Below are 13,489 nucleotides of genomic sequence, written 5' to 3' on the forward strand. Positions count from 1 at the left end.
TAAAAAAACCCGGCACTAAGCCGGGTTTTTTGGGAATGCAGCATCAAGTAATTACTTGATTTTGCCTTCCTTGTAGATCACATGCTGACGAATAACGGGATCAAATTTCTTGATCTCCATTTTTTCGGGCATGGTGCGCTTGTTCTTGGTAGTGGTATAGAAGTGACCAGTACCGGCGCTGGAGTTCAGGCGAATCTTATCGCGAATACCTTTAGCCATGATCTAATTCCTTATACCTTAACGCCGCTGGCACGCAGTTCAGCCAGAACCACTTCAACGCCGCGCTTGTCGATGATACGCATGCCTTTTGCGGATACGCGCAGGCTTACGAAGCGTTTTTCACTCTCAACCCAAAAACGGTGAGTGTGCAGGTTCGGCAGGAAACGACGCTTGGTAGCGTTGTTAGCGTGCGAACGGTTGTTACCAACTGCCGGGCGCTTGCCGGTTACTTGGCATACTCTAGACATGTCAGTCTCTCCAAATCTTACTTCATTGCTCGAGCAAATATCTGCCCCGCTGGCCTTCGATTGCGGGGCAAACAGAAGGCGGCATTTTATACAGCATCCGTGATCAAAGATCAACTAATACAGTGCCAGAGCCCAGTCATAACCAACCACGCTCTGCGAAAGAAACCGTGATGCCGTCACCGATCACCAAGTGATCCAGCACTCTGATATCGACCAAGGCCAGGGCGGCCAGGATCCGATCCGTGATCTGGCGGTCGGCCCGACTGGGCTCGGCTACGCCGGACGGGTGATTATGCGCCAGAATCACGGCGGCTGCATTATGTTTGAGCGCGATCTGCACGATTTCCCTGGGCCAGACGCTCGCCGAATCCAGGGTGCCGTAGAAAAGTTCAACAAATTGAATCACTCTGTGCTGGTTATCGAGCAATAACAGCGCAAACACCTCCCGCGGCCTGTCCCGCAGTTGAGCCTGCAGATACTCCCGGGTCAGCTGGGGGGACGTGAGTGCATCCCCCCGTTGCAACTGCTCGGCAAGATGCCGTCTGCCCATCTCCAGCACCGCCTGCAACTGGGCATATTTGGCCGGCCCCAACCCATGAGCGCAGCAAAAAGCCTGCTGCTCGGCCCCAAGCAGCGCCCGCAAGGATCCGAACTGCTGCAACAGCTGGCGGGAAAGATCCACCGCACTCAGGCCGCTGACCCCGGTGCGCAAGAAGATCGCCAGCAATTCCGCATCGGACAGCGCCCCCGCCCCACGGCGTAACAGCTTCTCCCGGGGGCGCTCATCTTCCGGCCACTCCTTGATGCTCATTTGTCTCTCCCCCATGGCTATTGAGAGAAAACATAGCAAAAAATCGCGGGAGCCCGACCACAACTCCCCCATGTCAGCCTCTGTCGTCGTCCATCGCCTGTGCTATCTTAGCCGACCAGTCAGAGTGAGCCGAAAGAGAAGCAGCAGATGAGATTGGCCGATAAGCGCATCCTGTTGGGTGTCAGTGGCGGGATCGCCGCCTACAAGAGTGCAGAGCTGGTACGCCGCCTGAAAGATCAGGGGGCCGAGGTGCGGGTGGTAATGACCCGCTCCGCCAAGGAGTTCATCACTCCCCTGACCCTGCAGGCCGTCTCCGGCCACCCGGTCGCCGACAGCCTGCTGGACCCGGCCGCCGAGGCGGGCATGGGCCACATCGAGCTGGCCAAGTGGGCGGATCTGGTGCTGATCGCCCCCGCCAGCGCCAATCTGATGGCGCGCATGGCCGCCGGCATGGCGGACGAGCTGCTGACCACCCTCTGCCTGGCCACTCCGGCAACCGTGGCGCTGGCCCCGGCCATGAACCAGCAGATGTATCGCAACGCCGCCACCCAGGCCAATCTCGATACCCTGGCCAGCCGCGGCATCCTGCTGTGGGGGCCGGACTCCGGCAGCCAGGCCTGCGGTGACGTGGGTCCGGGCCGTATGCTGGATCCCCTCGAACTGGTGGAGCGCTGCTGCCAACAGCTGACTGCCGAGCCGCTGCTGGCGGGAGTCAAACTGCTGCTCACCGCCGGGCCGACCCGCGAGGCGCTGGATCCTGTGCGCTACATCAGCAACCACAGTTCCGGCAAGATGGGCTATGCCATCGCCCGCGCCGCCCGCGAGGCGGGTGCCGAGGTGACGCTGGTGAGCGGCCCGGTCTCCCTGGCCACGCCCCAGGGGATTGAGCGGGTCGATGTAGAGAGCGCGGAGCAGATGCACCAGGCGGTGATGAGCCGGGTTCATGAGTGCGATCTCTTCATCGGCTGCGCCGCCGTGGCGGACTATCGCCCGGCCCAGGTCGCCAGCCAGAAGATCAAGAAGACAGGTGACAACGACCAGATGGCGCTGACCCTGGTCAAGAATCCCGACATCATAGCCGCCGTGGGGGCACTGTCAGACAAGCCCTTCACCGTCGGATTTGCCGCCGAAACCGTGGATGTGGAACAATACGCCCTCGACAAACTGCGACGTAAGCGGCTGGACATGATCGCCGCCAACGACGTGTCCCGCGCGGGTCAAGGCTTCAATGCCGATGACAACGCCCTGACCGTCTTCTGGCAAGGGGGTCAGGCCGCCCTGCCCCTGGCCGACAAGCTGACGCTGGCTCGTCATCTTGTCGCCCTGATTGCACGCCACTATCGACCCTGAGCCCCGGGCCATTGCCACTGGCGACGGACTCACGGCGACCGGCATCGCATTGACAACATGCTGGGCGACCCAAGGGCGCCCACTGAACCACTCGATCGCCCCCGGGCGATCCAATTGAAAAACGATTCATGACGACACAAATTGAACTGAAAATCCTGGATGCCCGCATCGGCACCGACTTCCCGCTGCCTGCCTACGCCACTCCGGGTTCCGCCGGCATGGATCTGCGCGCCCTGCTGGATGCACCGATCACGCTGGCACCGGGCGACACCACGCTAGTGCCGACCGGGCTCGCCATCCACATTCAGGATCCGGGTCTGTGCGCCACCATCTTGCCCCGCTCCGGCCTGGGTCATAAGCACGGCATAGTGCTCGGCAACCTGGTCGGCCTCATCGATTCCGACTACCAGGGCCAGCTGATGGTCTCGGTCTGGAATCGCGGCAGCGACAGCTTCACCATGCAGCCAGGGGAGCGCATCGCCCAGCTGGTGATCCTGCCCGTGGTGCAGGCCAGCTTCCAGCTGGTCGACGAATTCAATCAGAGTGAACGGGGTGAAGGCGGGTTTGGTTCTTCTGGTCGCCAATAACAAGACCACACAGGCCCCCGGGGTCTGTGTCTAATAACAGAATCAAGCCATTGTTTTTTTAGGGGAATCCATGGCAAGCAGTAACCAGAAACAGAGTCGGCGCGATCAGATCCTGCAGGCACTCGCCCATATGCTGGAAACCAGTCCGGGCCAGCGCATCACCACGGCGCGCCTCGCAGCCGAGGTGGGTGTGTCCGAGGCGGCCCTCTATCGGCACTTTCCGAGCAAGGCGCGGATGTTCGAGGGGCTGATCGACTTTATCGAGGATTCCCTGCTGTCACGGGTCAACCTGATCATGGCCGAAGAGAAGGACACCATGGCCCGCTGCCACCATATACTGCAGCTGCTGCTGGTGTTCGCCGAGCGCAATCCCGGCATCACCCGCATCCTCAACGGCGATGCCCTGCTGGGCGAGCACGATCGGCTGCGGGATCGCATCAGCGCCCTGTTTGACAAGCTGGAGACCCAGCTCAAGCAGGCACTGAGGGAGAAGCGGCTGCGGGAAGGCCAGGGCTTCCAGCTCGATGAGACCATGCTGGCCAACCTGTTGCTGGCCTATGCCGAGGGACGGATCAGCCAGTTCGTCCGTTCCGAGTTCAAGCTCAAACCCACCGCCGGGTTTGAAGATCAGTGGCAGTTTATGCGCAGCCAGCTGCTGCAAAGCTGAGTAGCCAGAGGAACGGATCGACCAAGACGTCCGCTCCGAGTTCAAGCTCAAGCCCACCGCAGGTTTTGAAGATCAATGGCAGTTTATGCGCAGCCAGCTATTGCAGAGTTGAATGTGCAATCGTCGGCGGCCATGCCGGCGCAGATGGACTGGAACACAAAGGGAGGCCTTGGCCTCCCTTGTTTTTTGTGGCAGCTTGCTATGACACAAAAGAAGCACCAGATGCGACCCAGGTTGTCGCGTTCCGGTGTTAGATTCATGCGCCATAAACCTTTATACCAACAGGACATCCTATGGAACCCGAGATCATTACCGAAGCGCAGACCTGGCTGGTCAACAACCAGGGGCTGATCATCGAGTACGCGGTCAACATCGCCGCCGCCCTGCTCACCCTGCTGGTCGGTTACATCGCCGCCAATATTCTCAGCGGTGGCGTGGTCAGAGTGATGCAGACCCGCAAGCTGGATGCCACAGTCACCCACTTCGTCGGCAGCATCCTCAAGTACACCATTCTGGTGTTCGTGGTGATAGCCGCCCTGGGCCGGGTCGGGGTGCAGACCGCCTCCTTCGTCGCCATCATTGGTGCCGCCGGTCTGGCCATTGGTCTGGCGCTGCAGGGGTCCCTCTCCAACTTCGCCGCCGGTTTCCTGCTGATCATCTTCCGCCCCATCAAGGCGGGCGAGTTTATTGAAGTAGCGGGCACCAATGGCGTGGTGCAGTCCGTCCAGCTGTTCACCACCACCCTCACCTCCGGTGACAACAAGATGGTGGTAGTACCGAACTCCGCCATCCTCAACGGCACCATAGTCAATTACTCGCGCATGGATACCCGCCGGGTCGACATGACCTTCGGCATCGGCTACGGCTCTGACCTGCGCAAGGCCAAGCAGATCCTGGAGCGACTGGTGAACGAGGACCCGCGCATCCTGAAAGATCCGGAAGCCGTCATCGCCGTCGCCGCCCTGGCCGACTCCTCGGTCAACATAGTGGTGCGCCCCTGGGTCAAGACGGGCGATTACTGGGGTGTCTGGTTCGACTTCCACGAGAAGGTGAAGCTGGCCTTCGATGCCGAGGGCGTCGAGATCCCCTTCCCCCAGATGGTCATGCATATGCAGAAGACCCAGGCCTGAATCCAGTCATGATGGCCACAATGCCAGCCTCCGGGCTGGCATTGTCGTTTCCGGGGCTGGGGAAAACCGGCTACCGCCAGGACGGTCGGATGTCTGCCCGACACCCGTTCAAAGGCGGCCGCGTCATCCCATCTCCGGCACCTGGTGCGCCCCGCCTCCCCCCTGCCACATTGAAACCCCTTTCAACCTGACGAGACCGGCGAAGCATGAGCCAACGCAAGATCTCATGGCCCCCCTGCTGACTCATAATCGCAGCGTTTTGGTTGTAAACTCCTTCGATGCAGACAATTGGTAAAGCTCTGTTACACGGGCCGCACCATGTGCTCGGTATAATGGGCCCGGTATAGTGCTCGAATAATAAGGTTTGGCGGGAGCCTTGCCTGCAAGGTTCAAACACAACTTGGAAGATCGGTAATCCTATGAAAAATATCAATCCAACCCAGACCCAGGCCTGGCAGGCACTGGAAGCCCACTTTGCAGCGAACAAAGAGACCCGGCTGAAAGATCTGTTCGCCCAGGATCCCCAGCGTTTCAACAAGTTCTCCCTCACCTATCAAGGCGACATCCTGGTCGACTACTCCAAGAACCTGATCACCGAGGAGACGCTCAAGCTGCTCATTGATCTGGCCAAAGAGACCGATCTGCGCAGCGCCATCGACGCCATGTTCAACGGCGACAAGATCAACATGACCGAAGGGCGCTCCGTCCTGCACGTGGCCCTGCGCAACCGCTCCGACCGTCCCATAGAGTGCGACGGCAAGGACGTGATGCCGGAAGTGAAGGCCGTGCTGGCCAAGATGAAGGGCTTCTGCGAGAAAATCATTTCCGGCGAGTGGAAGGGCTACACCGGCAAGGCGATCCAGCACGTGGTCAACATCGGTATCGGTGGCTCTGATCTGGGTCCTGTGATGATCACCGAGGCCCTGCGCCCCTACAAAAACCACCTGCAGATGCACTTCGTCTCCAACGTCGATGGCACCCACATCGCCGAAACCCTGAAGAAGATCGATCCGGAAACCACCCTGTTCCTGGTGGCCTCCAAGACCTTCACCACTCAGGAGACCATGACCAATGCCCTGACCGCCCGCGACTGGTTCATCCAGATTGCCGGTGACAAGGCACACGTGGCCAAGCACTTCGCTGCGCTCTCCACCAACGGCAAGGCCGTGGCCGAGTTCGGCATCGACACCAACAACATGTTCGAATTCTGGGACTGGGTTGGCGGCCGCTACTCCTCCTGGTCCGCCATCGGCATGCCCATCGCCCTGTCCGTCGGTTTCGACAACTTCGAGGCCCTGCTGCAAGGCGCCTTCGAGATGGACATGCACTTCGCCACCGCCTCCTATGAGCAGAACGTGCCTGTGCTGCTGGCGCTGATTGGCCTGTGGTACAACAACTTCCACGGTGCCGAGTCCGAAGCCATTCTGCCCTACGATCAGTACATGCACCGCTTCCCTGCCTACTTCCAGCAAGGCAACATGGAATCCAACGGCAAGTATGTGGATCGGAGCGGCAAGCCGGTTGACTACCAGACCGGCCCCATCATCTGGGGTGAGCCGGGCACCAACGGCCAGCACGCCTTCTACCAGCTGATCCACCAGGGCACCAAGCTGATCCCCTGCGACTTCCTGGCGCCGGCCATCAGCCATAACCCCATCGGCGACCACCATCCGAAACTGCTGGCCAACTTCTTCGCCCAGACCGAGGCACTGGCCTTCGGCAAGAGCAAGGAACAGGTCGAAGCCGAGTTCCTGGCTGCTGGTAAAACCCTGGAGCAGGTCAAGGATCTGGTGCCGTTCAAGGTGTTCGAAGGCAACCGCCCGACCAACAGCATACTGTTCAAGAGCCTGACCCCGAAGACCCTGGGTGCCCTGATCGCCATGTACGAGCACAAGATCTTCGTACAGGGCGCAATCTGGAACATCTTCAGCTTCGACCAGTGGGGCGTGGAACTGGGCAAACAGCTGGCCAACAAGATACTGCCGGAGCTGGGCAGCAATGACGTCGTCACCAGCCACGACAGCTCCACCAACGGTCTGATCAACACCTGGAAATCCTGGAAAGCCTGATATTCCAAGTCTTTCTGAATGCAAAAGCCCCGCTCATAGAGCGGGGCTTTTTATTGCCGGGAGTCGGCGTTGCCATCCTGTGGAGATCTGGCCAGGTGTCCAAGCCAGCCAGAAGACGGGGATCGTCACCCCCGCCCTTCCATCGCCAGCATCAACCGCCGACGGCGATACGCTTCATGTCTTTCATATAGCCGCGCAGGGTCTGGCCGATCTGCTCGATCGGGTGGTTGCGGGTCGCTTCGTTCGCGGCCAGCAGTGCCAGGTTGTCCACCGCCTTGCTCTCGGCACGGGCACTGCCCAAATCACCAGCCTGAAGGGTCGGCATAAAGTGCTCGCGCAGCAGCGGCACGGCGGCGTTGGCGAACAGGTAGTTGCCGTACTCGGCGGTGTCGGAGATCACCACGTTCATCTCGTACAGACGCTTGCGGGCGACTGTGTTGGCGATCAGCGGCAGTTCGTGCAGGGATTCGTAGTAGGCAGACTCTTCATAGATGCCGGAGGCCACCATGGTTTCGAACGCCAGCTCGACACCCGCCTTGACCATGGCAACCATGACCACGCCGTTGTCGAAGTACTCCTGCTCGGCGATCTTGCCCGCATAAGCCGGGGCATTCTCGAAGGCAGACTTGCCGGTCTCTTCGCGCCAGCCGAACAGCTTGGCATCGTCTTCGGCCCAGTCGGCCATCATGCCGCGGGAGAATTCGCCTGCAATGATGTCATCCATGTGCTTCTCGAACAGCGGACGCATCAGGGTGCGCAGTTGCTCGGACAGTTCGAAGGCGCGCAGCTTGGCCGGGTTGGACAGACGGTCCATCATCAGGCTGATGCCACCCTGCTTCAGTGCCTCTGTGATGGTCTCCCAGCCGAACTGGATCAGCTTGCCGGCGTAGGCCGGATCGGTGCCCTCGGCAACCAGCTTGTCGTAGCAGAGCAGGGAACCGGCCTGCAGCATGCCGCACAGAATGGTCTGCTCGCCCATCAGGTCGGATTTCACTTCCGCCACGAAGGAGGACTCCAGCACGCCCGCACGGTCGCCGCCAGTAGCGGAGGCCCAGGCCTTGGCGATGGCCATGCCTTCACCCTGGGGATCGTTCTCGGGGTGAACGGCGATCAGGGTCGGCACACCGAAACCGCGCTTGTACTCTTCACGCACCTCGGTACCCGGGCACTTGGGCGCCACCATCACGACTGTGATGTCGGCGCGGATCTGCTGACCCTCTTCCACCACGTTGAAACCGTGGGAGTAACCCAGGGCCGCGCCCTGCTTCATCAGTGGCATGACGGTCTTCACCACGTCGGAGTGCTGCTTGTCCGGGGTCAGGTTCAGTACCAGATCGGCGGTCGGGATCAGATCTTCGTAGGTACCGACGACGAAGCCGTTGTCGGTGGCCTTCTGCCAGGAGGCGCGCTTCTCGGTGATGGCGGCCTTGCGCAGGGCGTAGGAGATGTCCAGCCCGGAGTCGCGCATGTTCAGACCCTGGTTCAGACCCTGGGCGCCACAGCCCACAATCACCACCTTCTTGCCCTTGAGCGCCGCACAACCGTCAGCGAACTCCTCGCGCTGCATGAAACGACACTTGCCCAGCTGGGCCAACTGCTGACGCAGGTTCAAGGTGTTGAAATAGTTAGCCATGGTGATTGCTCCGTTCGATTGATTCCATGCCGGATGGCGGCGTTGTCCAAACCACTATAGCGCGGGACACTTATTGCCTGAACTGATATATTCGAAACAGTACGTTGCATAAATTGAAATGTGACTCTTGGCAATCTCAGGCCGTTTTTCCCGCCCGGTGCAGCTGCCTGAACGGATATAGTCGGCACAAGCGCCGCTGCAGGAATTCAAAGATGGACCTTCGCAATCTCGAACTGTTTCTCCACCTAGCCGACTCCCTCCACTTCGGCAAGAGCGCCGATGCCATGGCGGTCAGCCCCTCCACCCTGAGCCGCGCCATCCAGCGGCTGGAGCAGGAGACCAGCTGTGTGCTGTTCGAGCGGGACAACCGCAGCGTGCGGCTCACCCCGGCGGGAGAGAAGCTGCGGGAGTTCGGTGGCAGCCTGCTGCAGGAGTGGCGGCGGCTCAAGCAGGAACTCAGGCGCAGCGACGAGCCGTTGCAGGGCCGGCTGCGGGTCTTCTGCTCGGTCACCGCCAGCTACTTCCTGCTGCCCGAGGTGCTGGAACGCTTTCGTCGCCGCTATCCCCAGCTCGAGATCAAGCTGGAGACCGGCGACCCCGCCCTGGCAGTGGACAAGATCCTGGCGGACGAGGCCGATCTCGCCATCGCCGCCAGACCGGATGCGCTCTCTGCCAAGCTGGAGTTCGCCAGCCTGCAGCAGGTGCCGCTGGTGTTTATCGCCCCCCGGGCCGCACCGCAATCGAGCCAGTGGTTCTCGCAGGGGGAGCCCGACTGGGAGCGGCTGCCACTCATCCTCTCGGAGCAGGGGCTGGCCCGCAAACGCTGTGATCAGTGGTTTCGCAACAAGGGCATAGCCCCCAACATCTATGCCGAGGTCGCCGGTAATGAAGGCATAGTCGCCATGGTCGCCCTCGGTTTCGGCGTGGGCCTGGTACCGGCGGCGGTGATCGACCACAGCCCGCTCGGCGACAAGGTGCGGATCATCGACCTCAAACCCGCCTTCAAGCCATTTGATGTGGGGATCGGGGTGCTCAAGAAGCGGCTGGAAGAGCCGCTGATCCGCGCCTTCTGGGATACTGCGCAGAACAGGGCTCACTGCGCTAACCCCGGTCAGGGAGGGTCCGCCATCATGATGCGACTGGCTTGGGGTAGATCATGCAGCCGAGGCGCACCCGCTCATCCAGTTCAGCCGCCGAATGGTGCTGTAAAGACCCGGTCAAGCGCTGGATTGCCGCGCCCGCTGCAGACCAAGCTCGATGCGCTGCGCCAGAATTTGGGCGGGACAGCAGCGCCAGCGGATAGCGAAACACCAGTCGAGGCTCATGGCAGAGGACGCTCCTTGAGTTCATCCTCGACCTCGATGACCGAGCGCAGGAAGCAGTCAAAACGCTTCTTGCGCAGCATGTCGAAATCAGAGGTTGCCCAGTCACCTGAGGCCTGGCCTGTTTGCCAGGATGAGATGGAGAGCCCGGCGCTATGCCAGTCCGCCAACGATCCTCGGATCTCCCCTCGTCACCCTGCCGAACCAGACAGACCCGCCACAGCAGCTGGCCAGCGGAATGTGCACCGCCAGCAGCTCCCGCTCTCGCTCACCACAGGATGAACCATACGCAGCGCCTTCACCGCCCGCCCCTGCTCCATCTGCGGACAGGAAACCAGTTGGTAGGGGCCATATTCGGGCACAGGCAGGCGCAGGTACGGCGATCCAGCAGCAGATTCCAGGCGCGGATAGGCTGCTCGGTTGCCGTTGCGCCAACCGAGCTGAGATCATTTATCCTGCCTCATGCTCCTCGCCACTATAACGCCAGCCAGCGCCTGGCCCGAAAGATGTGTGAGCGTCGTCAAATCTCGTGTCAGAAGTGACAATAGGCAAACCCGGCAGCTCATCGCAGACTGGGCGTTCATCAACAAACGCCAAGGCGCAGGGAGGAGAGCCATGAAACAGCATCTGGTAGAGATCAAGGGTTCAACCCTGTTTGCATTGACAAAGCATGGGGGTGCCCAGCACGGCGCTGGACCGGGGAGCAGGCCTCGGGGGTCGCCGGGTGCAAGGCGAACTGCGTGCGCCAATGAAACGGTGATCAAGCGAACCCGCAGCAAAGGCGTATTCGGCTCCCCCTTTTGTCAGTGCCCCAAGCGGTCTGGATCGGCTGCCGTCATCGGTCGGCGCCTCCAGTGACCCCCAGAAGGCGGGTCATGTAGTCATCCGGCACCTGCTCGCGGGCCAGTTCAAGGGCCCCATACTGCCGTCAGCCCGCACAGCAAGGCCATCGCCGGCGTGCTGGCCTATCCCGATATCGCCAGCCTGCCGCTGACCCCGGATCTCGCCATCGTCTGCACCCGGCGCGAGCGGGTACTTGCCGCTCATGGAAGGAGCTCGGCAAGAAGGGGACGGGCGCGGCCATCATACTGGCAGCAGACTTCTCCGGCGAGGAGCGGCTGGAGCTCAAACGGCTCTGCCAGCAATACGGCATCCGCCTGCTCGGCCCCAACAGCATGGGGATGCTGCTGCCCGGCCAGGGCATCAACGCCAGCTTTTCACCCATTGCAGCCAAGCCGGGACAGGTCGCTTTTCTGTCGCAGTCGGCGGCGGTCAGCACCACCATCCTCGACTGGGCCAAGCAGCGGGAGATCGGCTTCTCGGCCTTCGTTTCGCTTGGGGATCACTGCGATATCGACTTCGGCCAGCTGCTGGATCAGCTCTCCCGCGACGGGGCAACCCGCGCCATCCTGATCTACATGGACAAGCTGCACGATGCCCGTCACTTTCTCTCCGCCGCCCGCGCCGCCTCCCGCAACAAGCCCATTCTGGTACTCAAGAGCGGCCGCCACGATCCGGCCAACGGGCTCGACAACGTTTATGATGCCGCCATCCGCCGGGCCGGCATGCTGCGGGTCCGGGATACCCATGAGCTGTTTGCCACCGTCGAAACCCTGAGCCACTCCTTGACCCTCAAGGGGGAGCGACTCGCCATCCTCTCCAACGGGCGCGGTCTGGCCAACATGGCCGCAGACGTGCTGCTGGAGCGCGGCGGCAAGCTGGCGCGTCCACCGCGCGACATCGGCAGCGATGCCACCATCACCACCTATCAGGAGGCGCTGGACGCCTGCTGCAGGAGGATGGCCGATGCCATCCTGATCATCCACGCCCCTCCCTCACGGCCCGAGCGCGCCGCTGGCCAGCCATCTTATCGCCCACCTGAAACAGCACCCCAGGGCGCGCCGCTTCAATATCCTGACCAACTGGGCAGGCGAATACTCGGCCCAGGAGGGTCGCCGCTTGTTCAATGAGGCGGGGATCCCCACTTACCGCACCCCGGAGAGTGCAGTCACCGCCTTCATGCACATGGTGGAATATCGCCGCAACCAGAAGCAGTTGATGGAAACCCCCGCCTCCCTGCAAGGGGACAGGCTAGATGTCGAACGTTGCCAGCAGTTGCTCCGCCAGGCGCTGGATCGCAAGCAGCGGGTACTGGATACCCACCTGGCACAACCCATCATGCAGGCGGCCGGTCTCTCCACCCTGTCGACCTGGATCGTTTCCGATGCCATCGAGGCGGCGCTGACCGCAGAGCAGATAGGCTATCCGGTGGCGGTGAAGCTGCGCTCACCTGACATAGCCCACAAGTCCGAAGTGCACGGTGTCATGCTTAATCTGCGGACCTCAGCGGAAGTGGCCCAGGCGGCGGATGCCATCCTGGACCGGGTCCGTCAGCACGACCCGGGGGCCCGAATAGAAGGCTTGCTGGTCCAGCGAATGGCGCGCCGCAGCGGAGGCCTGGAGCTGAGGATCCGCCTGCAGCAGGATCCCGTGTTCGGCCCCGTCATACTGCTCGGGGAGTCAGGCGCCGAACCCCACGAGATGGTCGCGGCCCTGCCACCGCTCAACCAGGCGCTCGCTCGCTACCAGATCATCGGCGCCCTCAAGAACGGCAAGATCCGCGAACAGGCCAGTCCGGTACGACTCGATATCGATGCCCTCGGCCAGGTCTTGTGCCAACTGTCCGAACTGCTGCTGGCCTTCCCCGAAATCCAGGAGCTGGATCTGCACCCGCTGCAGGCTTGTGGCGAAGAGATGGTGATCCTGGATGCCAGGCTGGTGCTGATGGAAGAGGGTCGGCAGATGCTGCCACTGGCCATTCGCCCCTATCCCACCGAACTGGAGGAGGGTGCCTGGCTCAAGGATCAGAGCCATGTCCTGCTGCGCCCGATCCGGCCGGAGGACGAACCGGCCCACAAGCAGTTCGTGCTCAAGGTCTCCGATGAAGACAGGTACAAGCGTTTCTTCGCCGACGTGGGGGAGCTGGGCCATGAAGAGCTGGCCCGCATGACCCAGATCGACTACGACCGGGAGATGGCCTTCGTCGCAGTCGGGCAGGACGGCGCCTACAACCAGCAGATCCTGGGGGTGGTGCGCGCCATCTCCAATCCAGACCAGTCTGACGCGGAATTTGCCATCCTGGTGCGATCGGATATGAAAGGGCTGGGGCTCGGCAAGCTGATGATGGAGAAGATTGTGCGCTACGCCAGAGAGCGCGGCATCGGCCAGCTGTCGGGCATGACCATGCCCAGCAATCGCGGCATGATCAACCTGGCCAAGCGACTGGGTTTCCAGATCGACATCCAGCTGGAAGACGGCGTAGTCAATATGGTGCTGCCCTGTGCAGATCAGGGCCAATGAAGATGGGATACGGTTGTAAATCAACCAGATAGAGATGAAGGGTGTGAATTTCAGGCAATAAAAAACCCCGCTCATCGAGCGGGGTTTTTCGTG

General features: G+C 61.4%; 9 protein-coding genes and 4 pseudogenes. 8 read left to right on the forward strand and 5 right to left on the reverse strand.

What is annotated here, in order from left to right:
• Window positions 1-51 precede the first annotated feature (51 nt).
• The 3 genes from rpmG to radC all read right to left on the reverse strand — a co-directional run bounded on the left by rpmG (window position 52) and on the right by radC (window position 1,278).
• Complete coding sequence (rpmG, locus tag ACF2JD_RS20850; RefSeq protein ID WP_005323752.1) at window positions 52-219, reverse strand: 50S ribosomal protein L33; 168 nt, start codon at window positions 217-219, stop codon at window positions 52-54.
• A gap of 11 nt (window positions 220-230) precedes the next feature.
• Window positions 231-467: a 50S ribosomal protein L28 gene (rpmB, locus tag ACF2JD_RS20855; RefSeq protein ID WP_005307492.1), complete on the reverse strand. Its 237-nt coding sequence runs from the start codon at window positions 465-467 to the stop codon at window positions 231-233.
• Window positions 468-603: 136 nt separating this feature from the next.
• Window positions 604-1,278, reverse strand: coding sequence for a RadC family protein (gene radC, locus ACF2JD_RS20860; protein WP_408819563.1), 675 nt, complete (start codon window positions 1,276-1,278; stop codon window positions 604-606).
• A 147-nt stretch (window positions 1,279-1,425) separates the two neighbouring features.
• On the opposite strand from radC, the gene coaBC reads away from it, so the two are divergent.
• The 6 genes and pseudogenes from coaBC to pgi all read left to right on the forward strand — a co-directional run bounded on the left by coaBC (window position 1,426) and on the right by pgi (window position 7,081).
• Complete coding sequence (gene coaBC / locus ACF2JD_RS20865) at window positions 1,426-2,628, forward strand: bifunctional phosphopantothenoylcysteine decarboxylase/phosphopantothenate--cysteine ligase CoaBC (protein WP_168236060.1); 1,203 nt, start codon at window positions 1,426-1,428, stop codon at window positions 2,626-2,628.
• 128 nt (window positions 2,629-2,756) lie between these two features.
• Window positions 2,757-3,215, forward strand: coding sequence for a dUTP diphosphatase (gene dut, locus ACF2JD_RS20870; protein ID WP_168236061.1), 459 nt, complete (start codon window positions 2,757-2,759; stop codon window positions 3,213-3,215).
• Between the two features lie 70 nt (window positions 3,216-3,285).
• Window positions 3,286-3,882 (forward strand): nucleoid occlusion factor SlmA, encoded by a 597-nt coding sequence (slmA, locus tag ACF2JD_RS20875; protein WP_005323760.1) that lies wholly within the window; start codon window positions 3,286-3,288, stop codon window positions 3,880-3,882.
• A gap of 7 nt (window positions 3,883-3,889) precedes the next feature.
• Window positions 3,890-3,994, forward strand: a pseudogene (locus tag ACF2JD_RS20880) (nucleoid occlusion factor SlmA); the annotation flags it as partial.
• Between the two features lie 181 nt (window positions 3,995-4,175).
• Window positions 4,176-5,012, forward strand: coding sequence for a mechanosensitive ion channel domain-containing protein (locus ACF2JD_RS20885; RefSeq protein WP_106885449.1), 837 nt, complete (start codon window positions 4,176-4,178; stop codon window positions 5,010-5,012).
• A 419-nt stretch (window positions 5,013-5,431) separates the two neighbouring features.
• Window positions 5,432-7,081: a glucose-6-phosphate isomerase gene (gene pgi, locus ACF2JD_RS20890; RefSeq protein ID WP_394293589.1), complete on the forward strand. Its 1,650-nt coding sequence runs from the start codon at window positions 5,432-5,434 to the stop codon at window positions 7,079-7,081.
• A 151-nt stretch (window positions 7,082-7,232) separates the two neighbouring features.
• On the opposite strand, the gene ilvC is transcribed toward pgi, so the two are convergent.
• Window positions 7,233-8,714 (reverse strand): ketol-acid reductoisomerase, encoded by a 1,482-nt coding sequence (ilvC, locus tag ACF2JD_RS20895; protein WP_111913732.1) that lies wholly within the window; start codon window positions 8,712-8,714, stop codon window positions 7,233-7,235.
• Between the two features lie 212 nt (window positions 8,715-8,926).
• Between ilvC and ilvY the strand changes: the two are divergent.
• Window positions 8,927-9,805: pseudogene (gene ilvY, locus ACF2JD_RS20900) on the forward strand (HTH-type transcriptional activator IlvY); the annotation flags it as partial.
• Window positions 9,806-9,825: 20 nt separating this feature from the next.
• Here the strand turns inward: ilvY and ACF2JD_RS20905 are convergent.
• Window positions 9,826-10,490 (reverse strand): annotated as a pseudogene (locus tag ACF2JD_RS20905) (hypothetical protein).
• Window positions 10,491-10,856: 366 nt separating this feature from the next.
• Here ACF2JD_RS20905 and ACF2JD_RS20910 point away from each other — a divergent pair.
• Window positions 10,857-13,396, forward strand: a pseudogene (locus tag ACF2JD_RS20910) (bifunctional acetate--CoA ligase family protein/GNAT family N-acetyltransferase).
• Window positions 13,397-13,489 lie beyond the last annotated feature (93 nt).

This window comes from Aeromonas ichthyocola, from assembly GCF_046087985.1.
In the GTDB taxonomy this organism is placed as follows: Bacteria; Pseudomonadota; Gammaproteobacteria; order Enterobacterales; family Aeromonadaceae; genus Aeromonas; species Aeromonas rivipollensis.

Excerpts from the sequence above, each read along its gene's own strand:
- rpmG (WP_005323752.1), bottom strand. The coding sequence starts at position 219 with ATGGCTAAAGGTATTCGCGATAAGATTCGCCTGAACTCCAGCGCCGGT.
- rpmB (WP_005307492.1), bottom strand. The coding sequence starts at position 467 with ATGTCTAGAGTATGCCAAGTAACCGGCAAGCGCCCGGCAGTTGGTAAC.
- radC (WP_408819563.1), bottom strand. The coding sequence starts at position 1,278 with ATGAGCATCAAGGAGTGGCCGGAAGATGAGCGCCCCCGGGAGAAGCTG.
- coaBC (WP_168236060.1), top strand. The coding sequence starts at position 1,426 with ATGAGATTGGCCGATAAGCGCATCCTGTTGGGTGTCAGTGGCGGGATC.
- dut (WP_168236061.1), top strand. The coding sequence starts at position 2,757 with ATGACGACACAAATTGAACTGAAAATCCTGGATGCCCGCATCGGCACC.
- slmA (WP_005323760.1), top strand. The coding sequence starts at position 3,286 with ATGGCAAGCAGTAACCAGAAACAGAGTCGGCGCGATCAGATCCTGCAG.
- ACF2JD_RS20885 (WP_106885449.1), top strand. The coding sequence starts at position 4,176 with ATGGAACCCGAGATCATTACCGAAGCGCAGACCTGGCTGGTCAACAAC.
- pgi (WP_394293589.1), top strand. The coding sequence starts at position 5,432 with ATGAAAAATATCAATCCAACCCAGACCCAGGCCTGGCAGGCACTGGAA.
- ilvC (WP_111913732.1), bottom strand. The coding sequence starts at position 8,714 with ATGGCTAACTATTTCAACACCTTGAACCTGCGTCAGCAGTTGGCCCAG.